This is a genomic window from Alteromonas sp. MmMcT2-2 (assembly GCF_022348305.1).
Classification (GTDB): domain Bacteria; phylum Pseudomonadota; class Gammaproteobacteria; order Enterobacterales; family Alteromonadaceae; genus Alteromonas; species Alteromonas macleodii.
This window is the reverse complement of record NZ_JAKRFA010000055.1, coordinates 1-21192: the sequence shown is the minus strand read 5'-3', so window position 1 is coordinate 21192 and position 21192 is coordinate 1. Positions and strand designations below refer to the sequence as shown.

14 protein-coding genes and 1 pseudogene are annotated in these 21192 nt (G+C 45.5%); 5 read left to right on the top strand and 10 right to left on the bottom strand.

The window, feature by feature from the left end; genetic code table 11:
- The first annotated feature begins 195 nt into the window (after positions 1 to 195).
- Positions 196 to 960, top strand: coding sequence for a MipA/OmpV family protein (locus MHM99_RS18975; RefSeq protein ID WP_049589038.1), 765 nt, complete (start codon positions 196 to 198; stop codon positions 958 to 960).
- A 111-nt stretch (positions 961 to 1071) separates the two neighbouring features.
- Here MHM99_RS18975 and MHM99_RS18970 read toward each other — a convergent pair whose 3' ends face one another.
- The 4 genes from MHM99_RS18970 to MHM99_RS18955 form a co-directional block, all read right to left on the bottom strand.
- Complete coding sequence (locus MHM99_RS18970) at positions 1072 to 1566, bottom strand: CreA family protein (protein WP_230962271.1); 495 nt, start codon at positions 1564 to 1566, stop codon at positions 1072 to 1074.
- A 131-nt stretch (positions 1567 to 1697) separates the two neighbouring features.
- Positions 1698 to 3281 (bottom strand): histidine ammonia-lyase, encoded by a 1584-nt coding sequence (hutH, locus tag MHM99_RS18965; protein WP_049589036.1) that lies wholly within the window; start codon positions 3279 to 3281, stop codon positions 1698 to 1700.
- A gap of 2 nt (positions 3282 to 3283) precedes the next feature.
- On the bottom strand, positions 3284 to 5023 hold the full coding sequence (hutU, locus tag MHM99_RS18960) for a urocanate hydratase (RefSeq protein WP_239220303.1): 1740 nt from the start codon (positions 5021 to 5023) through the stop codon (positions 3284 to 3286).
- A gap of 105 nt (positions 5024 to 5128) precedes the next feature.
- A complete protein-coding gene (locus MHM99_RS18955; protein WP_171337914.1) occupies positions 5129 to 5953 on the bottom strand; it encodes a UTRA domain-containing protein in 825 nt (274 codons plus the stop codon).
- 191 nt (positions 5954 to 6144) lie between these two features.
- Between MHM99_RS18955 and hutI the strand changes: the two genes are divergently transcribed.
- On the top strand, positions 6145 to 7404 hold the full coding sequence (gene hutI / locus MHM99_RS18950; RefSeq protein ID WP_239220304.1) for an imidazolonepropionase: 1260 nt from the start codon (positions 6145 to 6147) through the stop codon (positions 7402 to 7404).
- Positions 7397 to 8365, top strand: coding sequence for a formimidoylglutamase (gene hutG, locus MHM99_RS18945; protein WP_239220301.1), 969 nt, complete (start codon positions 7397 to 7399; stop codon positions 8363 to 8365). The genes hutI and hutG overlap by 8 nt, the downstream gene beginning before the upstream one ends.
- A 34-nt stretch (positions 8366 to 8399) precedes the next feature.
- Here the strand turns inward: hutG and sstT are convergent.
- The 5 genes and pseudogenes from sstT to MHM99_RS18920 all read right to left on the bottom strand — a co-directional run bounded on the left by sstT (position 8400) and on the right by MHM99_RS18920 (position 18095).
- Positions 8400 to 9620 (bottom strand): annotated as a pseudogene (sstT, locus tag MHM99_RS18940) (serine/threonine transporter SstT).
- A 114-nt stretch (positions 9621 to 9734) separates the two neighbouring features.
- A complete protein-coding gene (locus tag MHM99_RS18935; protein WP_239220300.1) occupies positions 9735 to 11156 on the bottom strand; it encodes a S41 family peptidase in 1422 nt (473 codons plus the stop codon).
- A 124-nt stretch (positions 11157 to 11280) separates the two neighbouring features.
- Positions 11281 to 15018: an AAA family ATPase gene (locus MHM99_RS18930; RefSeq protein WP_239220299.1), complete on the bottom strand. Its 3738-nt coding sequence runs from the start codon at positions 15016 to 15018 to the stop codon at positions 11281 to 11283.
- A gap of 4 nt (positions 15019 to 15022) precedes the next feature.
- Complete coding sequence (gene sbcD, locus MHM99_RS18925) at positions 15023 to 16540, bottom strand: exonuclease subunit SbcD (RefSeq protein ID WP_239220298.1); 1518 nt, start codon at positions 16538 to 16540, stop codon at positions 15023 to 15025.
- Between the two features lie 262 nt (positions 16541 to 16802).
- On the bottom strand, positions 16803 to 18095 hold the full coding sequence (locus MHM99_RS18920; protein WP_239220297.1) for a TMEM143 family protein: 1293 nt from the start codon (positions 18093 to 18095) through the stop codon (positions 16803 to 16805).
- A 209-nt stretch (positions 18096 to 18304) separates the two neighbouring features.
- Between MHM99_RS18920 and MHM99_RS18915 the strand changes: the two genes are divergently transcribed.
- On the top strand, positions 18305 to 19603 hold the full coding sequence (locus tag MHM99_RS18915) for a PAS domain-containing methyl-accepting chemotaxis protein (RefSeq protein ID WP_049589029.1): 1299 nt from the start codon (positions 18305 to 18307) through the stop codon (positions 19601 to 19603).
- 128 nt (positions 19604 to 19731) lie between these two features.
- Here the strand turns inward: MHM99_RS18915 and MHM99_RS18910 are convergent, their stop codons facing one another.
- A complete protein-coding gene (locus MHM99_RS18910) occupies positions 19732 to 20055 on the bottom strand; it encodes a DUF3718 domain-containing protein (RefSeq protein ID WP_014978455.1) in 324 nt (107 codons plus the stop codon).
- A 322-nt stretch (positions 20056 to 20377) separates the two neighbouring features.
- Here MHM99_RS18910 and MHM99_RS18905 point away from each other — a divergent pair, with 322 nt between their 5' ends.
- Positions 20378 to 20980, top strand: coding sequence for a YigZ family protein (locus MHM99_RS18905; protein WP_014978454.1), 603 nt, complete (start codon positions 20378 to 20380; stop codon positions 20978 to 20980).
- Positions 20981 to 21192 lie beyond the last annotated feature (212 nt).

Genomic DNA, 21192 nt, shown 5'->3' with positions numbered 1-21192 from the left:
GATAGTGATTTGAACAACCCTATCTTGGCTCATTTGAAGCCTTTATGGGAGGAGAGGGTCCATACCATTAATCCGCATAGATAATTGCCCACTCAGAAGCCGCTGCAAAAACGTACAGGTTAGCTCAATAGGCACAAGCGAATATGATCGAAGAACACAGCAGAGCAGTATCTTGATTAAAAAGGAAATTTACCTATGAATTTAAAAACCGTTATTGGCGCAATAACTCTAGCTTGTATAGGTGTTAGTTCTACTCCTGCTTTTGCACAACAAGCTGGCGCTCAACAGCCTCAGGGTTGGATGTGGGGTTTTGGCGTCGCAGCATCGCAAGATGTATATACCGACTTTGATAATCGCGTTGTTCCTATTCCTATTATCGGCTACACCGGTGAAAAGTTACGCGTTTACGGACCATTTATTGGCTATGAACTTTTTCGCGAAAGTGGCTTTACTCTTGACGCTCAGCTTGTCCCGATATTTGCAGGTTATGAAGAAGATGACAGTGCCGTATTTACAGGTATGGACGACAGAGATTTTAGCTACGCGGCCGGAGTTGGGCTTAACTACAACACGGGTAGCTGGGTTTATTCATTGTCAACCAATGCCGATATTCTTGGTAAGTTTGATGGCTACCAAGCGTCCGCCCGTATCGGGAAAAGGTTTAGAATAAATAACGTCATGATCGAGCCGTCTATAGGCGTAAACTACCAAGACAGCAATTACGTCGACTATTACTACGGCGTGCGCCCTGAAGAAGCCACAGCATTTCGAAGTGCATATAACGGCGATAGTGCGCTCAATACGGAAGTACGCGTTGCCATCTCGACCCGACAGTTTCTGGGCGGCATGACCCGTTTAGAAGTTGGCGCCACCTTCTTTGACGATAGCATCAGCGATAGCCCGCTGACAGACGATGATACCGCGCTTAACGCCATGCTGGTTTATACACGCTTTTTCTAGACTATTGCTAATAGCCTACTCTACAACCGCGTGGATAGATTAAATACAAGGTGCTAGCATCAAAAAGCCCTCATGTAAGAGGGCTTTTTAATATTGAGTTGATGCGTTTCGCTACGCGGGCTTTTTAAACGCTAGCGTTTCCCACAGTGGTACCGTAGACAAACTATGTTTATAGCTGCCAGATGTCTCTTTGGTGCTGTAAGACAAATAAATCAGCGTTTTTGAGTCGGCATCGTAAATTCTTCGAAGCTTCATGTTTTTGAAAAACACGCTCTTAGATTTTTTAAAAATTACTTCACCTGAATCTGACTTATCAATGGCGTTTAACATCTCAGCCGTAATAGGGCCGGTTTGTCTGCACGCGATTGAACTGTCTGATGGGTCCGACAAATCAAGGTTCGCTTCAATACTTGAAATATGGCAGGTTACACCTGTCACGATGGGGTCTTGAAGCGCATCAATTTTAATGTCTTTTGTGGTAAAAAGACCAAGAGACACATCGCCCACTTCGCTGTCGCTACAGCCTGCCAACGTAAACACCGACGCGGCGAGTAAACCCAACACAGTGCTTTTCGCAAAAGAGCCGCTCTTAAATCTGCCTTTCATAGAAGTAAGATTCATAGAAGTACGAGCCTCGTATGAACTTAACCAACGTCCATTTGTTTTCATATCATTCCCACCTCTACTCTATTGATGATCTTTATTTGTTTACTCGAAATACCGAGCCTGTGATCATTTTAGCCTAACAGGTTTAACTGTGTCTTATCCATAAGGTCGTGCTGCTTAATAAGTTGCTTTGCCTTTTCAATGTCTGGCGCAAAATAACGGTCTTTGTCGTAAAACGGCACTTGGTCTCTTAGTAGCTGCATCAACACTTGGAGCTTTTCGCTGGTTTTAAACGGCTTCCTGAAATCTAACCCTTGGCAGGCCGCTAACCACTCAATGGCCAATATACCTGCCACGTTATCGAAAATATCTCGTAAACGCCTCGCGGCGAAGGTAGCCATAGACACGTGGTCTTCTTGGTTCGCAGACGTAGGCAACGAATCGATAGATGCGGGGTGCGCCAGGGTTTTGTTTTCACTAGCAAGCGCCGCACAGGTAACCTGCGCAATCATGAAGCCCGAGTTTACCCCACCATTTTCAACTAGAAACGGTGGCAAACCACTTAAATGCGTATCAATCATTAACGACATTCTGCGCTCCGACAGTGCGCCAATTTCAGATAGTGCAATAGCCAGCATATCTGCCGCCATCGCCACGGTTTCCGCATGAAAGTTTCCGCCAGATAGAATATCGCCAGTTGACGTATCATCGTCATCATTATTTTCAACAAAAACCAACGGGTTGTCGCTTACCCCATTAGCTTCCACCACCAAAATCTCTTGGGCATAGCGCATTTGCTGTAAACACGCTCCCATCACCTGTGGCTGGCAACGCAGAGAGTACGGGTCTTGTACTTTTTCACATCGTTGATGTGAATGACCAATCTCTGAGGTGTCTAGCAATGTTCTAAACGCAGTGGCCACATCGCTCTGGCTTTTGTGGCCACGCACTTCGTGGATCCGCGCGTCGAACGGCACGCGGGAACCTAACGCGGCCTCAACAGTAAGCGCACCAATACCAATAGCACTATGAAGCGCATTTTCAGTATAAAACAACCCCTGAAGTGCAAACGCTGTCGAGGCTTGCGTGCCGTTTAACAGTGCTAAGCCTTCTTTGGGTGCCAGCGCAATTGGCTGCATACCCGCAATTTCAAGGGCTTGGGCTGCACTAATTCTCTCTCCTTTATAAAACGCTTCCCCTTCCCCTAACAGCACCACACTCATGTGTGCTAAAGGCGCTAAGTCGCCGCTGGCGCCTACCGAGCCTTTTTCAGGAATGGCGGGATAAACCTGTGCATTAAACAAGGTAATGAGCGCTTCTATTACGCTGAGGCGAATGCCAGAGTAGCCACGGGCCAAGGAGTTAATTTTTAACAGCATGAGCAGGCGCACAGTATCTTCTTGCATAAAGTCGCCCGTACCGGCCGCGTGCGATAACACAATACTGCGCTGTAATAGCTCTAACTCATCAACATTAATACGGGTATTAGCCAACAAACCAAAGCCAGTATTGATACCATAGACCGTACGGTTCTCTTTAATAACGTTAAGCACCACACGCTCAGCGGCATTTATAGCGGGTATAGCACTTTCATCTAACGATAAATGAACGTGGCTTCGATGTACTTCCCGTAACTGATCTAACGTCAATGTACCTGGCACAAGATTAAGTTGCTTAACACCACCGTTTTCAGTAAAAAAAGACGAATGCGACATGACTATTTCTCCCCGCCAAAGCTTTTGTTCGAGCTTGAATGAGTGCCTGTTCTATCGGGGATTTGGTTATTAGCCACGCTATTGACCATGGGAAGATCCAAGCTGTGCTTGGCAGCACAGTCTTTTGCAATGTCGTAGCCTGCATCTGCATGACGCATTACGCCCGTGGCAGGGTCGTTATGAAGAACCCGAGCAATACGCTCAGCCGCTTCGTCCGTACCGTCACAAACAATCACTACACCCGAGTGTTGGCTAAAACCCATTCCTACACCGCCACCATGATGAAGGCTTACCCAGGTTGCACCACCCGCTGTATTTAATAGGGCGTTCAGCAGCGGCCAGTCCGAAACGGCATCTGAACCATCGAGCATGGCCTCTGATTCTCTATTGGGTGAAGCTACCGAACCAGAGTCGAGATGATCCCGCCCAATCACAACTGGCGCGCTTAGCTCGCCACTGCGAACCATTTCATTAAAGGCAAGCCCCAGCTTTTGTCTTTCACCCAGCCCCACCCAGCAAATACGCGCGGGCAGGCCTTGGAATTGAATGCGTTCTTTGGCCATATCTAGCCAGTTATGTAGATGGGGGTTGTCGGGTATAAGCTCTTTAACTTTCGCGTCCGTTTTATAGATATCTTCCGGATCGCCCGACAGCGCAGCCCATCTAAAAGGCCCTATGCCCTGACAAAAAAGCGGTCGTATATAGGCAGGAACGAAACCTGGGAAATCGAACGCATGCTCAATACCCTCTTCTAGCGCCATTTGTCTAATGTTGTTGCCATAATCAAGAGTAGCAGCGCCAGCTTGTTGGAAACCAAGCATTGCTTTAACTTGCAGCGCCATCGACTGTTTAGCACTTTTCACAACACCCGCTTCGTCTTTTTTACGCTGCGCCTCAGCCTGATCTAGTGTCCACCCCACTGGTAGATAGCCATTCAGCGGATCGTGCGCACTGGTTTGATCGGTTACAACGTCGGGAATAATCCCGTTCGCTAGCATATCGGGAAAGACTTCAGCAGCATTGCCTAATAGGCCAATTGATACAGGCTTCCCAGCTTCTTTGGCTTCTTCTAGGAGTTGCATGGCTTCTTCTAACGAATGCGCTTTTTTGTCCAAATAGCCCGTGCGAATTCTGAAATCTATGCGAGTTTCATCCACCTCCACAGCTACCATTGAAAAGCCAGCCATGGTTGCAGCTAAAGGCTGCGCTCCGCCCATACCGCCCAAGCCACCAGTCAAAATCCAGCGTCCTTCAGCGCTTCCTTCAAAATGCGTTTTGGCCACGCTCACAAACGTTTCATAAGTCCCCTGGACAATGCCTTGCGAGCCTATGTATATCCATGACCCTGCGGTCATTTGCCCGTACATCATCAAACCTTCTTTATCCAGAGCGTTAAAGTGCTCCCAATTTGCCCAATGCGGTACAAGGTTAGAGTTAGCAATTAACACACGAGGTGCATTTTCGTGAGTGGGAAATACCCCAACAGGTTTGCCTGATTGAACCAGCAACGTCTCATCAGTATTTAAACGCTTGAGTACTTCTACAATTTTGTCGTAAGACGCCCAGTCACGGGCCGCACGCCCAATACCGCCGTAAACCACCAGGTTTTGCGGATGCTCCGCAACGTCTGGATCCAGGTTATTCATTAACATGCGAAGCGGCGCTTCAGTTTGCCAGCTCTTCGCATTTAGCGTACTGCCTCTTGGGGCACGTATTTCTCTTGTAGGGTCGAGGCGTTTCATAAACTTCTCCTAGGCATATTCTTACGTTTGCCGATTTGTTTTTTATTAGGAAGTGTCATCTTTTTAGAAAATAGTGAATTGCTAGCGCCTTTGGCGCGATGACACTTAGAACTCCAAGTGTCCTCCCAAGCGGTATCGACTGCCTGGGTGATACAGCACCGCGTGGCTAACCACTGCGCTTGAACTCGCTTTTGGACTATTATTCACGGATGTATCTGACGTAGCCTTTAAGCCATTCCCTAACTGGGCATTCGCCGTTGACGACTCGCCAATATTGCTCTCATCACTCGTTATTGCGCTGGGCACTCGAGAGAAGGTTCGTCGAGTAATCTTCAGGCACGGCTCTTTAGGCTTAATCAATAGTGCTTGTGCAATATCTTTTTCAACAATCACAGCTTCTACGCTATGGTCGGCTTGTGAAAGGGGCGCGACCTGATTCAAATAAAAGTTTGCAGTTTGAGCTTTAAAATCTTTATCTAAATAGTCGTTAATCCACGCTGGGTTAACCCACCTGTCTTCATACTGCACGGGTAGATTGTTCTCGCAGTGTACGATAATGCTATGAAATACTGGCTCTCCCACATCGATACCCAGTCGTTGAGCAATAACATCACTGGCTGGCGAGGTTTCCAACACCAATATCTCGTTAGTGTATCTATGCCCCCGCTGCTCTATTTCATCGCGAATGCTTTTGATCTCAAGCATTGAGCTCATAGGGCGACTATCTGACACAAACGTGCCTATCCCCTGGCTGCGCATTAAAATGCCCTCGTCCACCATTTCACTTAACGCTCTTCGCGCAGTCATTCGGCTTACACCGTGCTGCTGGGCAAGTTGGTTTTCTGAAGGCACTTGGCTACCCGGCTTCATCTCACCACTTTCGATGGCATCCAAAATTGCTGTCTTAATTACTCTGTACCGAGGTTGCATATCGTGGCCATTCACAACTAAATTGTTAATAATATGCTAACAGCATACTTGTATATACAAGTATGCACAAGTACACTGAACTCGAAAATTTACACTGCGTTTCAGTAAAGATTCTGGAAAAGCCAGACAAAGAACTAGACGACCAATCAAACGAAAAACCAGACAAGAGGTGGCTTAGAGTGGAGCACGTTATGGGTTATCAGTACGACACGCTTATTTACAATGTTCGCATTGCGTCTATGCAAGACAACGAGTTGTCCTATGGCGAATTACCGCCACACGCCATTGCCATAAAAGACGGCAAAATTGCTGCGTTACTTCCTTGCGATGACTCACTAGACGACGTGTTTGAGCAGGCCAAAAGCGCAATAGATGCCACTACCCTAATTCCCCAAAATGAAGGTTCAACGCCCAAACACCCGTGGCTATTGCCTGGCTTCATCGATTGTCATACGCATCTAGTGTATGGCGGCAATCGCGCCGAAGAATTCGAAATGCGATTGCAAGGCGCAAGTTATGTAGACATTGCGCAGCGCGGCGGTGGTATTAAAGGAACGGTTGAAAAAACTCGACGCTCTGACGAAAACACCCTGCTTCACACTGCGATAAAACGCGCAAAGCGATTGTGCGAAGAAGGTGTTACCACCATTGAAGTCAAATCAGGTTACGGGCTGGATTTAGACACTGAAGTGCGCATGTTACGCGTGGCTAAATCCCTTGAGCAGCATCTTCCTGTGAGTATTAAAACTACCTATTTAGGCGCTCACGCCCTGCCCAATGAATTTGCTGACGACTCAGAAGGATATATCGATTTCATTTGCAACGAGGCACTTCCTCACATTGCTTCGCAAAACTTAGCTGACGCCGTTGATGTATTTTGTGAAACTATTGGTTTTTCAACTTCACAAACAGAACGAGTGTTTAGCTGCGCACAGCAGCACGGCTTACCCATTAAAGCTCATGTAGAGCAGCTTAGCGACAGTAAAGGTGCTGTTTTAGCGGCTAAATACGGCGCACTATCGGTAGACCACATCGAATATTTAGCTGACAGCGATATTCCCTTACTTGCCCAAAGTGGCACCGTTGCCGTGCTTTTACCAGGCGCTTTTTATTACTTGAGTGAAGTTCAAAAGCCGCCGGTAGACGCCCTAAGGGCGCACAATGTGCCCATGGCCTTAGCCACTGACTTTAATCCAGGTAGTTCGCCGTTAGCCTCAATCCTTACCGCGATAAATATGGGGTGTGTGCTGTTTCAACTTACGCCAGAAGAAGCGCTACGCGGCGCCACTGCACACGCGGCTAGCGCACTTGGGCTGCACGACCGAGGTGTTATTGAAGCAGGTAAGCTTGCTGACTTAACACTGTGGGATATCGAAACGCCGGCAGAGCTCGCCTATTGTATTAATGGCCACCGCCCCATTGCGGTGTTTAAGGAAGGTAAACATGTTTAAGTGGCAAGGCAGAATAGACAGTGAAGATGGCATTGAGGGCCTACGTTGGCATCAAAAAGTTAACGAACTTGAAGTGGGCGAAGATAATTCATTAGCCAACTCCGTTACCCTTGTTGGTTTTGAGAGTGATTTGGGTGTGGCATTTAACAAAGGCCGTGTAGGTGCCTCTGCTGGTCCAAATGCGATTCGCCAGGCACTGTCAAACTTACCCTGGCACTGGCCAAGCACAGCATTGGTTGATTTAGGGAATGTTACCGCTAAAAAGAACTTAGCCCAGGCACAAACCCAATATGCCGACGCCATTTGTTATGCGCTCAAGCAAAATAATGGATTGGTCATTGGGCTGGGAGGGGGACATGAAATTGCATGGGGTAGCTATCAAGGGGTTTTCAATGCTAAGTCGAAAACGTCCCGCATTGGTATTATTAATTTCGACGCCCATTTTGATTTAAGAAAGCCTTCACCAAACACCAGTTCAGGTACGCCGTTCAGGCAAGTGTATGATCACTGCCAGCTACACGATACACCGTTTCATTACGCTTGTTTGGGCGTATCGAAAGCAGCCAATACACCAGCGCTGTTTAACTTTGCCAATACGTCCAACACGCGCTATCTAACCGATGTGGCGTTAAATGATGAATCACTGTGTATGCAGCGAATAGATGAGCTACTATCTCCGATGCTAAAAGACATCGATGAGCTTTACGTCACTGTATGTTTAGATGCATTTCCAGCAGCACAAGCACCTGGCGTTAGCGCGCCCAGTGCATTGGGAATTTCTCCCACACTTGTTATCAACACGCTGCACTTTTTAGCACAACACCAAAGTACTTATGGGTATCAATGGAAACTGTGTGACGTTGCGGAAATGAACCCCAATTATGATATTGATAGCCGCACAGCAAAGCTGGCTGCACGGCTAATTTTTGAAGCAGTAGATGCAATAAGCTCGCACACTTAACGAGTTAACGCTTTAACGTTTGACTCTTTTATGTTTACTGGCCGCCTGCCCTTTCACACGCAGCGGCGGTAAACAAGACATCGGTGGAGCTATTTAATGCTGTTTCAGCAGAGTCTTGCAGTACGCCAACAATAAAGCCCACCGCAACCACCTGCATAGCCACTTCATTGGGTATATTAAACAGGCTACAGGCAAGCGGAATAAGCAGTAGCGAACCACCTGCAACACCTGAACTTCCACATGCTGATACCGCAGCGATAACGCTTAACAATACAGCAGTAGGGAAATCTACAGCAATTCCCAAGGTATTAACCGCAGCTAGTGTCAACACGGTTATTGTGATTGCAGCCCCAGCCATATTAATCGTGGCGCCTAACGGAATAGATACCGAATAGGTGTCTTCATCAAGCTTTAAGCGTTTACACAGCGCCATATTTACCGGAATATTCGCCGCCGAACTACGGGTGAAAAATGCCGTAATACCGCTTTCTTTCAGGCATTTGAACACCAAAGGATAGGGATTCTTTTTGGTTGCCAGAAATACTAACAAGGGGTTGGTCACTAGTGCGATAAATAGCATCGCGCCAATCAGTACCGTTAATAAATGAGAGTAGCCAAGCAAGGCTTCAAAGCCCGTTGTAGCAATGGTATTAGCTACCAAGCCGAAAATACCGAAGGGCGCGAGTTTAATAACAAAACCCACCACGGTTGTTACGCTATCTGCCATATTTTGTAGTAGCGCTTTTGTTGCCTCGCTAGCATGACGTAGACCTAAACCTAGACCTACAGCCCACGTGAGAATACCAATGTAATTTCCATTTACTAATGCGTTTACAGGATTATCTACCATGTTATAAAGCAAAGTAGTAAGGACTTCCGATACACCTTTCGGCGCAGCTTGGCTAACTTCTGAAGTCACTAAGCTTAAGCTTGTAGGAAAAGCAAAGCTTGCCAACACGGCGGTGAGCGCGGCCAGTAGTGTGCCCAACAAATAAAGCACAAGCACGGGTTTGATAAAGGTTTACTCGTTTTGCTTATGGTTGGCAATGGATGCCATGACCAAAACAAAAACCAATAAAGGAGCAATTGCTTTTAGGGCTTTTACAAATAAGTTACCCAATAGCCCTGCTGATTGAGCAGCTGAAGGTGAAAAACTCGCTATCGCAATACCACATACGATACCAATGATAATTTGCAGTACCAAACTGCCATTCATGTAGCGCTGAAACAGGCTCGGGCGTGACGTTGAATCCATAAATGCTGGTCCATTATTATTTTGACGACGCACCATAATGGAAAACCCCAGACAAATGAACCAGTTTGGTCTTAGTTACTCGCAAATAACCGTATGCTTGCCGTTTATAAGGGTTTACATGCCTTCAAGTATCTTTTGCGTATAAGACGTCCACTGGTAAAGAGGAAGTTCTCCATCAATATAATAGTCTGGCTGAATGCCTACCCCATCAATGGCCATATGCGGAATGCGTAAACTTTTAGTCAGGCTGTAGTACAAAGTAAAAGTACCGCTCGGCGAATCAGTTTGATACATGTTAGAAATATCGAGTACACCTGCGGTGGTTTGCCCAAACAACTTTACTTTTTTGCTTTGTTTAGCCGCCAGTAAGAACTGCTCAGCGGTGCTGCCATTACTTGAATCAACAAGTACGCCAATACTCTTCGGCAAGGGTTCAATTTTATCGAATGTCTCCACCGTTACGTCTTCTTCAATATTGATGTAGCTGCCGATATGTTGCTGAAGAATGTCGTACCCGTCTTTGGCCCACTGCTTTTCTTCTTCACTAAAATGAGGGTTTTGCAAAAAGCCAAGCATTCTAGAGTTGTTAAGCTCGGTAGATAAGTATTCCATGCCTACAGTGCGAATAGGGTTGGTGTATAAAATAGGGAGCAAAGACGCATAGCTTACGTCACTACCACCACCGTTTCCTCGGATGTCGATAATGAGGTTTTCAGTTTTTAAAATCGTATCCAGGTGCTTAGCGATAACTGCGTCGATGTCTTTTTTGAAGGCATGATCGAAAGCCGGTATGCGAACTAACACAGTGTTCTCTGAAACTTTTTCGAATAGCGGAGCCTTTGTACTTAGTAGGCGAACATAGCGTGTTATTTCAGGCGACGATTCTTGTCGCGGTTCCTCTCGCGACATAACGATAAAGCTATTGCCCAACACCACTTCATTGTTACCCAAGAGTGTCATGGTATCGATTTGTCGGGCGGAGTGATCGCCCATAAAAAACGTCACTTTTGCAGTATTGTTGTCCGCAGGGTCGTTAACGATGAACTTTACTTGTCCCGCCTTCCATGAAGGGTTGGTACTTTCAACGATATAAGCTTTATGGACATTACCTTCTTTTTTTAACGCAACCGTATAGCTTGAGAATTGCCAAATTCCCTCAAGAGTTTCGTCACGTTGGCTTTTCAAATGTTGTTTAAATGCCGATAAGTCGAAATCATGCACTACCGATTCGCGTACAGCTTCATCTGAGCCATTCGTATTTAGCGCAAGACCAACATGCCCCTTGCGAAAAAATGTAAGCCAGTCGCTAAGCACTGTGTGGCATTGCGCTTCGCTTTTCGCTCTTTGTACTCGCGCCAAAATCGCACTATTGTGGGCGGAATAAAGGTCCAGCCCTTTATTCTCTACGGTATATTGAAAACCGGCATCGTTGTTTTCAAACGTGCTTTTTAGCCATGCAAACTCACTTTCACACTGAAAGGTACTACCAAACGAACAGAAAGAGGCCAAAAGAGGGAATATCGCAAATCGTTTCACTAAATATGATGTCCATATCTACTTTTAATAACGATAAAGTACCATAAAACCATGATCTTGCGAGCATTTACCGCGCATATACTTGTAAGTAAACGTTTTAGCTACTAATTCCTAAGCGGTGAGTTCACCCTACCGCATAAGGTTTTTCAAGTGCGCTTAAGCCCACACCGTTGCGTTTAATCACTTTAAGCTGAGTAGGAATACGCTCCTTCATGGCTTCTATATGGCTTATCACTCCAATCATTTTTCCGCTGGCATTTAAGTTATCTAGGGCATCAAGGGCCACATCCAAAGTTTCAGCATCCAGGGTGCCAAAGCCTTCATCCAAAAACAGCGAGTCGATACTGGTCTTGTGACTGACCAAGTCAGATAAAGCCAATGCCAGTGCAAGGCTCACTAAGAAACTTTCTCCGCCAGACAAGGTTTTAGTATCTCGCACTACGTCACCTTGCCAGGTGTCTAGTACACTTAAACCCAACCCTTCATTTTCTTTTCGAATTAGCTGATAGCGACCGTGTAATTTATCAAGCTGCTGATTAGCAAGCTGCACTAAGTTGTCCAGAGTAAGCCCTTGAGCAAAACGTCTGAATTTGTCGCCGCTGGCCGAACCAATTAACGAGTGCAGGTAAGTAATATCGTCGTAATAGGCCTCAAACGCGGCCATCTCATCCACAAGCTGCTGCTGCCTTTCGCGGGCTTGATTGTTAGCGCTTAGCTGCTGTTCAATTTGCCCTAAAGAAGATAACAGCGTGTCACGCTGCTGAGCTTGCTGAGTAATTTTCGAATCGAGCCACTGTGCACCGTGCTCTTCTAACTCGCTCTGCCACTGTGCTGCGTTAGCATGGGCTTTTAGCGATTGTTCGGTAGCTATCGCGTTTTCTAGTTTTAAGTCCGCTTGTTGTTTTTGCTGAGTTAATCGCTTTTGCAGTTCAAGCAAGGTGTTGCGGGTATCTTCGTCTAAAAGGGCATTGCTAAACGCGTGCTCATCGGCAAATAGGCTGCTCGCCAACTGACGGTTAAAGTGCTCTGTTGCCTCTGTTAGTACCAGTTCTTTCTCGTTTAGTTGTTCATTAAGCTGGGCAATTTCTGCTTCTAAACGAGACAAAGTAGTGTCCGTTTGTTGTAGACGAGATTTGCATTCATTTACGTTTCGCTCAGCCTTTTCTTGGACGGCGTTTGCCTTATTTCTGGTTTCAGCAATATCCCCTTCTGGGAATACGGTTGAGCGCGAGTCTCGCAGCGCCTTTAAACTATTATCTAGCTGCACAAGCTCTTCAGATACGCCCTTAAGCTGATTTTCAGCGCTTTCGATATCACGATTGACCACAAGCAAGGTGCTACTTACCCCTTGCAACTCATCTTTAAGTTTGGCGTGTAGCTGATGATTGTGTTTATAAGTTTTAAGCGCTTCGGCTTTTTCATTTAACCACGTGGTAATTCCATCAATAGACAGGTTGTGAATGTCAGCACCGTGCGCCGTCATAGTCTCGCTTAGCGCTAAAATACTATTATTAATCCCTTGGGTTTTGTTCTCCAGCTCTACATTGCGTTCGGTGAATTGTTTTTCCAAGGTTTCGCGCTGCTGCAGAGAAACTGCAAGTTCTGACTGTTTGGCTTGTAGCAACTGTTGCGAATCATTTTTAGCCTGCAATGCAGTATTCAAAGCTTGCTCGCACTCTTCTAAACGGGTTAATTGGGCACTAATATCATCGAGACGAGTTTTAAACTCCTGGGTAAATTGAGCGACGCTTTGCGAAGTATTAATGTCGACCTTTTCAAAGCTCGGTATATCAGCGCTAAGTACGCTTGAAATCTGCTGCCACTTTTCTAGCAGCGCATCTCGTTGCCCGCTTGCCTGTTCTAGCTGCTTATTAACCTGAGCAAGAGTGAATTCAGTTTGTGTAACACTTTCTTTTGCCCGCGCCCCTTGCAGCTCAATATCATCTAACTGCTGCTTTAAGCTATCTCGCTTTTGGATAGTTTCAGGTACATCAATAACCACGCTAGACGTGGTGTGCTCGTTTGCCCCACAAACAGGGCATGGCTCGCCACTTTTTAACTGTGCGCGCAGGTGCGCCACTTCAGCATCCAAGGCGATAAGCGCCTCTATGACTTTTAAATTACTACGAGTTTGCTTGTAAGCATCAACCAAGGCTTGGCGGTCAGATTGCTGCTGTGCTAGTTGCTTCGCTAAGTCCTCTTTTTGCGCACCCAGCGATACTTTCTCTTGTTCTAGTGCCAAATATTGCTGTTGAATATGCCCTATCTGTAATACGTTATCCCAATGATGAAGCTTGGTATCACGCTCTTGCTGAAGACTTGCTTTACTGGTTGCATTAGCACTATTAGTATCACTTGGTTTGTCAGATAGCGCGGCCTGAAGTGCCTTTTCGCACTTGGCTACTTGCGCGTTTTTGTCATCGAAGGTCTGCGTTAACGCGCTTAACGACTCATTTGTTTTTGCGATAGCGTCATCTAGGGATGAAAGCGCCTGACGATGATTATTTACGCTTTGTGTCAGTGTTTCTAACTGCTTTTTATCATGTTCAATATGGCGCGCCGTTTCACTCCAGCCACTTATAAATTCCGCTATACCGCTAAGTGATTGATGTTCACGTAAGTAGGTTTCCAGTTCACCAAGCTTGGTCTTGTTATCTGCCGAAGCGTTTTCGATTTCTGTGCGCTTTAGCGTTAACGCGTTTATTGACTGCCTTAAACGTGCCGCGTTTTCGTTTGCTTTTTGCTGTTCAGTAGTGAGCTGCGCTATTTGGTTATCTAGCGGAACTACCTGCTCATTTATGCGCTTTTCAAGCTCACTGCTTTGTTGCTTTGTAAGCGCTAGCGCTTGTTCAGCGTTGGTTACTTCCAAACTGAGCTGTGCCTTTTGCGTTTTTAAGTCTGGCAACTGGGCAGCTTTCTCTTCAAGCCTTTCTTTATAACGGGTTACGTCTTGCTGAAGCCCGTTTCTTTGCAAAAATGGCAGGCGAAGCTTTTCAGCTGGCTCACTTTGGGTTAGAAGGTCAAGCTCTTGTTTTGCCTCATCAATGGCGTTATCCGCGGTCTGCTGCGCTGCGCTGGCTTCTTTAATGGAGAGCTCATTGGCGTTAAACGCTTGTTGCCACTGCTGTTGCTTTTGCAGTTCAGCAAGTGTTTGGTTAAACGCTGAAACTTGGCTCTTGGTTTGTGCTTGCCCTTCTTCAAGCTGGGCGATTTGCTCGTCGCTAAGCAAGGTTACGCCTTCCAGCTTTATCGCGAATTCTTTTTTCTTTTGTTTAGCGTCACTAAATTGCTGATGTACTGCCTGTGATATCTGCCCGTAAATTTCAGTGCCAGTTAACTCTTCAAGCAGCTCGGCTCGGTCGGCCTCGTTAGCATTTAAAAACGCAGCAAAATCCCCTTGCGACAACATCATAGACTTGGTGAAACGGGCAAAATTAAGGCCAGTCAGCTTTTCAATCTCTTCGCTTTTCGGCCTAACTTGGGTAGCCAATACCTTACCGCTTTCAACTTCGGCCAGCTCAACATCAGCACTTTGCAGGTTACCGTCAACTTTCCCTCTGGCCCGACGCATACTCCAAAACGCACGGTATGCTTTCCCCTTAATATCAAACTCAACCTCCGCCAAACACTCCGCCGTGCCGCGGGTCATGATGTCGTTGTTAGACGTTGAAATTGGCCCCAAGCGAGGGGTTTGGTGATAAAGCGCTAAACAAATAGCATCAAGTAGGGTGGTTTTACCTGCCCCTGTTGGGCCAGTTATGGCAAATAGGCCATTGTCGATAAACGGCGACTGAGTGAAATCTATCTTCCACTCCCCTTTTAGGGCGTTTAGATTTTTAAGGCGTAAGGTCAGTATTCTCATTGTATTACACGCCTTTATTTTCTGTTGTGTTTGCCAATGAGGTCTCTACTGGTGCTTCAGCATCTTCATCATTGGTGTGCACTTGCTCTACTGCTTCATTGAACAGCTGCCTTATCCGGTTTATGCGTGAAGCGCTTTTTTCTGAACCGGCTTGTTCCATTGCTCGGGTGCTTTGGTCGTCATCTAGCAGGGTTGCTTGTGCCGACTCAGTTGGTGCCGACTCACTTGTTGGATTATCTTCTATGCTCTCCAGTGCCAAACGCGCTTCAAATACATCGTTTACCGATAGTTCGCTAAGCTGGACGTTTTGCTTTTCTGTTAGGCTATTTACTGTGCGCTTACGCTTGCGTTTCAACTGTAAAATTTCAGCGTTTTTCCCTTCTAACAAGCCCTGAATACGCTGCTGTAGATCAGTCAGATAGTCTTCTGTTTCAACTTCAATGCATAACCACACGGGGTCTTTAGGTCTAATGGCGTTATCCATTGCGCTAACGGCTTTATTCATTTCGCTAAGGGCTTTATCTACTTCATCCAATTCGCTAACGGCATCATCTGTGTGAGAAGCTAACGCGATGGCCTCGCTTTTATTAATGGCCGCCTCAATCGCTTGTAAATCGCCTTTTATAACTTCCATGGCCTGAAAGCGCGGCACCGGAAGCGTTGAGATAGTTGGTGTTGTGCTTTCAGATTCAAACGTTACCAACACCACTTGCTTTTGCGTGTTTAGTTCATCAAAACTTAGCGGTATGGGTGAGCCTGAATAGCGAATGTGTTCTGTTTTAGCGACTTTCTGTGGCCTGTGAATATGCCCAAGTGCAATGTAATCGGCAGGCGGAAACCCTTTGGCGTCAAAGCCTTCAAGGGTACCAATGTAAATATCACGTACACTTTCTGACTGACTCACGCCTAAAGCGGTTAAGTGCCCTGTAGCAATAATAGGAATGGCAGCGCTGTTTTCACTGCCGTCTTTTATTCGCTTTTCTTCCATTGAAGCGCGCAGTGACAAGGCTTCATTATAAAGCGTCCTATAATGCTGCTTTATCACATCGCCAAGCGCTTGACGCTTGTCAGTGCCGCTTTGCCCTGCCTCACTAACAAGCACATCGCGTGGGCGAATAAAGGGTACGGCACACAGTACGGCACTGGGCTGCCCCTTGCGATCGTTAAGCGTAATGACTTGTTCACTCAATTCGCCGTATGTACTGGCAATTACGTGGCTATTTAAGTATTTAAGTAGCGCCTTACTTTCGTTTAATACCGACACTGAATCGTGATTTCCCCCCAGCACCACCAATGTACACTGCATCCCCTGAAGTTCACCGATAAACGCATGGTAGAGCTCTCTGGCGTAGCTAGGCGGCGTGCCCGTGTCAAACACATCACCCGCGACAATAATCGCATCTATTTGATGCACTTCTACTTGTTGAAGAAGCCATTTAAGGAAAGCGGCGTGTTCGTTTTTGCGACTTTTCGTAAAAAAACTCTGACCTAGGTGCCAGTCAGATGTATGCAATATTTTCATGTAGAAGTGAACCAGGCTTGTTGCATTGGAGATAGAGAAACGCATTCGGCGCAATGGCGCTGCTGCTATGGAGTGTCGAGGTTGGTCAACGCACCGTACAGCAACTATAGAGATTTTGTGGTTTTATGACAATGGATTGATAGCGTAATTGTTCGTTTGAAATAGTTATTTCTGCGTACTGCTCATCGAGAAAACTGATGTCATAAAGCGCGCATTGTGGAATATGCTAACTTGCTCTAAATAAGGGCGACGTAAGCGCACATTAAACAGGCTGATAAATATTATCCCAGTAATCATCGAGTGTTTTCACAGCATCGTTAAGCGGCCGCGCTACAAAAATATCGCCGTATTGTTCGACTAGTTCCATGTCCACCAGCTTATTAATAGCGTCAGTAACGTCGAAATCGAGCGCACAATCAAGCTCTTCTGAAAAGTAACTTTCTATTACACTATCGAGCGTTGCTAATGTCATTCCACCAGCGGCAATCTCGCGCTCTGCACGCACCGCGCAGAATGCAGCACCACCTTCTACAGACACTTCACTACATTTCAGCAAAAATGTATAAGCCAACAAAGCTTCTTTGCAGTCCTCTTCCTCTGCTGCATCAATTAACGTATGAAACACGCCTGCATTATTGTCTAAATTTTTAAAATAAAGATTGTCAGACAAGGCTTTCATAAACCTGATTTTTCTGTTTTTAAACTTTGTCCATTCCTTAAAGATAAAGCTGCCGAATACACCCATGCCAATACCAAAAGTGATTAGGCTTTGCTTAGTCAATTCCACTTCATCGTCTTTAAAGCCTAGCCAAAAGGCCAGAAAAGATGCCATGAGAAGTAACGACGCGCCTAACTTAGTCACTAGCACCACGGTGCCACCTATTGCCGCCGATGCACTAATAATCAACTTATCTAGCGGACGCATTTTGACTTCGCTATTGGGAAACAGCATCTCCAAGTCTGCTTTAGGTACGTTTTGGAAAAGCTTTATTATGGTGGAACCAGGTTTAAAGGTAACTGGCGTTTGCCCTTTCTCTTTGAAGTAGGCTTCATCTTTAAAAGTGATATAAACAGCCACTTTGTCGTAGTTGGTAAATGACACCTGCTTTTTTCGCAACCCGAAAAAAGTACGCAGCGTTTCAGTTTTTACCGACTCGCCCCGTCGATAAAACACCACATTTTCAAAGTCTTCGAAGCTAACCGCAAGGCGCACTTTAAACAGCGACTCTTCGTTTAATGCTGCTTCTAAATCTTCGTTTGTGACTTTTTCAAAATTGGCTGCGTTTAATAGATTGGCAAACGCACTCGAAAACGCCTTTTGGCTTTGCTTTCTCGTAGCTTCACTTGAAAGTGTAAGATCGCGGGTGTCTTTGTTTGGGTCAAAATCGTTATAGCTATCTTTCAGACCCTCAAGTTGCTCATGATATTGATAGTGTATGCGATTAACGAGCAATGTTGAGAACGTACGAAAAAGAGTCCTCTCTTGCACAATTACGTTTTCACACAATCTACTAACATCATGTTTGCGAAATGGGATAAAGCGTTCTAATGGCATCGAGTGGTCTTATTAGTTCGTATGTTTCTTGTTAGATGGAAATAGTTACCGTACTGTAACAATGAAAACAACCACTTATAGATAAATTAAGTCTAATTGATAATGCCTTAGACATAGGCTTCGCCTAATGTCTAAACGACATAAATGTTAAATATAGTTAACATAGACTACACTAATTCTTAATTATACTTGTAATTTTCGGAGACGTTATGTTCGTATCAAGTTCTCGATACAATAATGACATTTCGGCTCTTAGGGACGAGAGCCAAGGCTTGCTTGGTACGCTGGATGCGTTCAAAAGCACAATGGCCTATGCCATTTATAGTACCGATGGACAGTGCACATTTGCCTCTCCCGTATTACTTTCCATTTTGGATTACCCAAATTCAACCGCAACGTCGTTTTCCCATGCGGCAATGCGCGTTGAAGGTGTTGAACCTGAGTCACAGTACAAATCGTTTTGGCAACACTTGGTCAATGGCGGCAGCTTTAGCGACACGGTTGCAAGAAAATCGGCGTTAGGTGAAACGAAGTGGCTTAAGGCAAGCTACGTAGCGGTGAATAAGCATGGCGTTACAGAAATTCATGCCATTTACCACGATATCACTGAACATGAAAACGCCTATTTTGCTGGAAAAGCAGTGACTGACGCACTAAACAAGTCGATGGCGGTAATTGAGTTTCATCCTGATGGAACAATTATCACGGCAAATGAGAATTTTACTGCAACAGTGAAATACAGTTTGGCCGACATTCAAGGTAAACACCATCGCATGTTCTGTCGCGATAAGTTTTATCAAGAAAATCCTAATTTTTGGGATAACCTTGCCCGGGGTAATTTCTCTTCAGGCCAGTTTGAGCGCGTAGATGCGCACGGTAACGCATTGTGGTTGGAAGCAACGTACAACCCCGTGTTTGACGCTTCGGGCCGAGTAGTAAAAGTTATTAAATTTGCATCTAACATTACCGATGCAATTAACGAAAAGAATGCAATCGCACAGGCGGCGGAACTCGCAGTATCAACGGCAGAAGAGACGTCTCAAATTGCCCATGAAGGTGCCTCGTCACTTCAACGAAGCGTTGAGATTTTCAATACAGCCATGTTAGAAGTTGAGCAAACCAATCAACTTATGCACGAACTGAGTGAGCAATCGCTAAAAATTGAAACCATTGTGACAACGATTAGTGGCATTGCTGAGCAAACCAACCTTTTAGCACTAAATGCCGCTATTGAAGCTGCACGTGCAGGCGATCAAGGTAGAGGATTTGCTGTAGTAGCAGATGAAGTGAGGCAGCTAGCGCAACGTACCAGCGATTCGACTGTGGAAATTGAAAGTGTAGTGGCAGAGAACAGAAAGCTTGCTGACAAATCCACGAAGAAAATGGCAGGCGTTAAAGACAGTGTTGACCAAAATAGTCAACAGATTGCGCAAGTGCAAAGCATTATTGATGAAATTCAAAAAGGCGCATTGAATGTATCTGAAACTGTATCAGGTATTCTACGCTAGCAGTCATGTTAAATTAGTAAAAAGGGCTGTTGTATCATCAACAGCCCTTTTTTTTAAACCCGCTTTTTCACACAAACGATTTTTCGCGTACGCATACGTACAAGCCTAGCACCGTTTAATTGTGGGGGTTATTTTGCGTGCACCACGCTAGCAATCTGCTGCTGTTGAATATTCAGGTATTTCTTGATGCTGTCCCCGTTCTTGCCATATTGATCAACAAACGCAGCGACAGATAGTCCGTTACACGTCATGTCCTGTGCTACGTACTTTTTATCTAGCGCAGATTCTTTAATTTGTTCATGTAGCTTCCACTTGTTCCCGGTAGCGGCAGCAACGCAAAGGTTAGAGGTGACCGAATCGTCGGTAGGCTTAAATTCTACAGAAGCTAAAGCACTTCCGGTGAACACAGAGGTAAGAGCAACAATAGCGATAGCAGTAATACGTGATTTCATAGCATGATTTCCTTATTGGGACGAAGTTACGTTGTTGTGGCGTTACGCCTTGGCCACACTCATATTCACTATTACAATCACTGCGCCAACTTTACAAAGCTATTTAAATTCAAAAACTTAACTACAAACCCAGAAATAAGCACCCGCTAGAACAGTAAACGAAATACGACCTTTCAAGATAATTCGCCAAATAGTAGTATTTTTGACCACTGCGTTCTATCTGAGCCTATCGTCGTCTAAAATTTCGTTTTATTAAGCGATAAAACACACTGCTTACCTTATTTGGCTTAAATAAAAAATTGTCTTAGCTTACAATGCGCTGATGACTTATCCCGTTCCAGCTAAACAGGTTGAAACCCTGTACGAAATTAAGAAAAGCAAATTCATTGCTTGTGCCGGCTTTGCAAATTCTCGTGAAAGTGCAATGGCGCTTTTAGATAGTGTGAAACAACGGTATCCCGACGCCAGACACCATTGCTGGGCTTATGTTTTTGGCAACCCTAACTCGCCAAGTAGTGCGGCGATGGCTGATGACGGCGAGCCTAGCGGCACTGCCGGTAAACCCATATTAAATGTACTCCAGCACAAAGATATCGGCGACATTATGATTATTGTCACGCGGTATTTTGGCGGAATTAAATTAGGTGCGGGTGGATTGGTAAGGGCTTACTCGGCTGCAGCACAGCAAGCCATAGATGCTCTTGAGGTAAGACAAGAGATAAAGCTGGAACCGCTTAGCGTAGACATCGATTTCAAACACGAGCAGTTTGTACGTCACTTGGTAGAGCAAGCTCAAGGTAAAATTGCGAACTGTAACTATGGAAGCAGTGTGGTAATAAATGTTGAGCTACCTTTAGATGCACTGGAAGACTTTAAAAAGCAGATGGCCCCCATTGCTTTTTCAGTGTCAGTTGAAAACGAGTAAGCACTAGAAAACAATAAGCAAGCGATAAAATTAGGGCTAGCTTTTGATGGTTACTATATGTAAATAAAAAAGGCTCTGAAAACCACCAGAGCCTTACCTTTTAATCACACATAACTAGGGCCTGTATATGGTCTCCCCCATTATTGCAAGAGTAAACATGCTGTTTTGACTAAAATGGTTTGCGTCCGTATATCCGGCTTCTCGTTGAAGTA

Excerpts from the sequence above, each read along its gene's own strand:
- MHM99_RS18975 (WP_049589038.1), top strand. The coding sequence starts at position 196 with ATGAATTTAAAAACCGTTATTGGCGCAATAACTCTAGCTTGTATAGGT.
- MHM99_RS18970 (WP_230962271.1), bottom strand. The coding sequence starts at position 1,566 with ATGAAAGGCAGATTTAAGAGCGGCTCTTTTGCGAAAAGCACTGTGTTG.
- hutH (WP_049589036.1), bottom strand. The coding sequence starts at position 3,281 with ATGTCGCATTCGTCTTTTTTTACTGAAAACGGTGGTGTTAAGCAACTT.
- hutU (WP_239220303.1), bottom strand. The coding sequence starts at position 5,023 with ATGAAACGCCTCGACCCTACAAGAGAAATACGTGCCCCAAGAGGCAGT.
- MHM99_RS18955 (WP_171337914.1), bottom strand. The coding sequence starts at position 5,953 with ATGCAACCTCGGTACAGAGTAATTAAGACAGCAATTTTGGATGCCATC.
- hutI (WP_239220304.1), top strand. The coding sequence starts at position 6,145 with ATGGGTTATCAGTACGACACGCTTATTTACAATGTTCGCATTGCGTCT.
- hutG (WP_239220301.1), top strand. The coding sequence starts at position 7,397 with ATGTTTAAGTGGCAAGGCAGAATAGACAGTGAAGATGGCATTGAGGGC.
- MHM99_RS18930 (WP_239220299.1), bottom strand. The coding sequence starts at position 15,018 with ATGAGAATACTGACCTTACGCCTTAAAAATCTAAACGCCCTAAAAGGG.
- sbcD (WP_239220298.1), bottom strand. The coding sequence starts at position 16,540 with ATGAAAATATTGCATACATCTGACTGGCACCTAGGTCAGAGTTTTTTT.
- MHM99_RS18920 (WP_239220297.1), bottom strand. The coding sequence starts at position 18,095 with ATGCCATTAGAACGCTTTATCCCATTTCGCAAACATGATGTTAGTAGA.
- MHM99_RS18915 (WP_049589029.1), top strand. The coding sequence starts at position 18,305 with ATGTTCGTATCAAGTTCTCGATACAATAATGACATTTCGGCTCTTAGG.
- MHM99_RS18910 (WP_014978455.1), bottom strand. The coding sequence starts at position 20,055 with ATGAAATCACGTATTACTGCTATCGCTATTGTTGCTCTTACCTCTGTG.
- MHM99_RS18905 (WP_014978454.1), top strand. The coding sequence starts at position 20,378 with ATGACTTATCCCGTTCCAGCTAAACAGGTTGAAACCCTGTACGAAATT.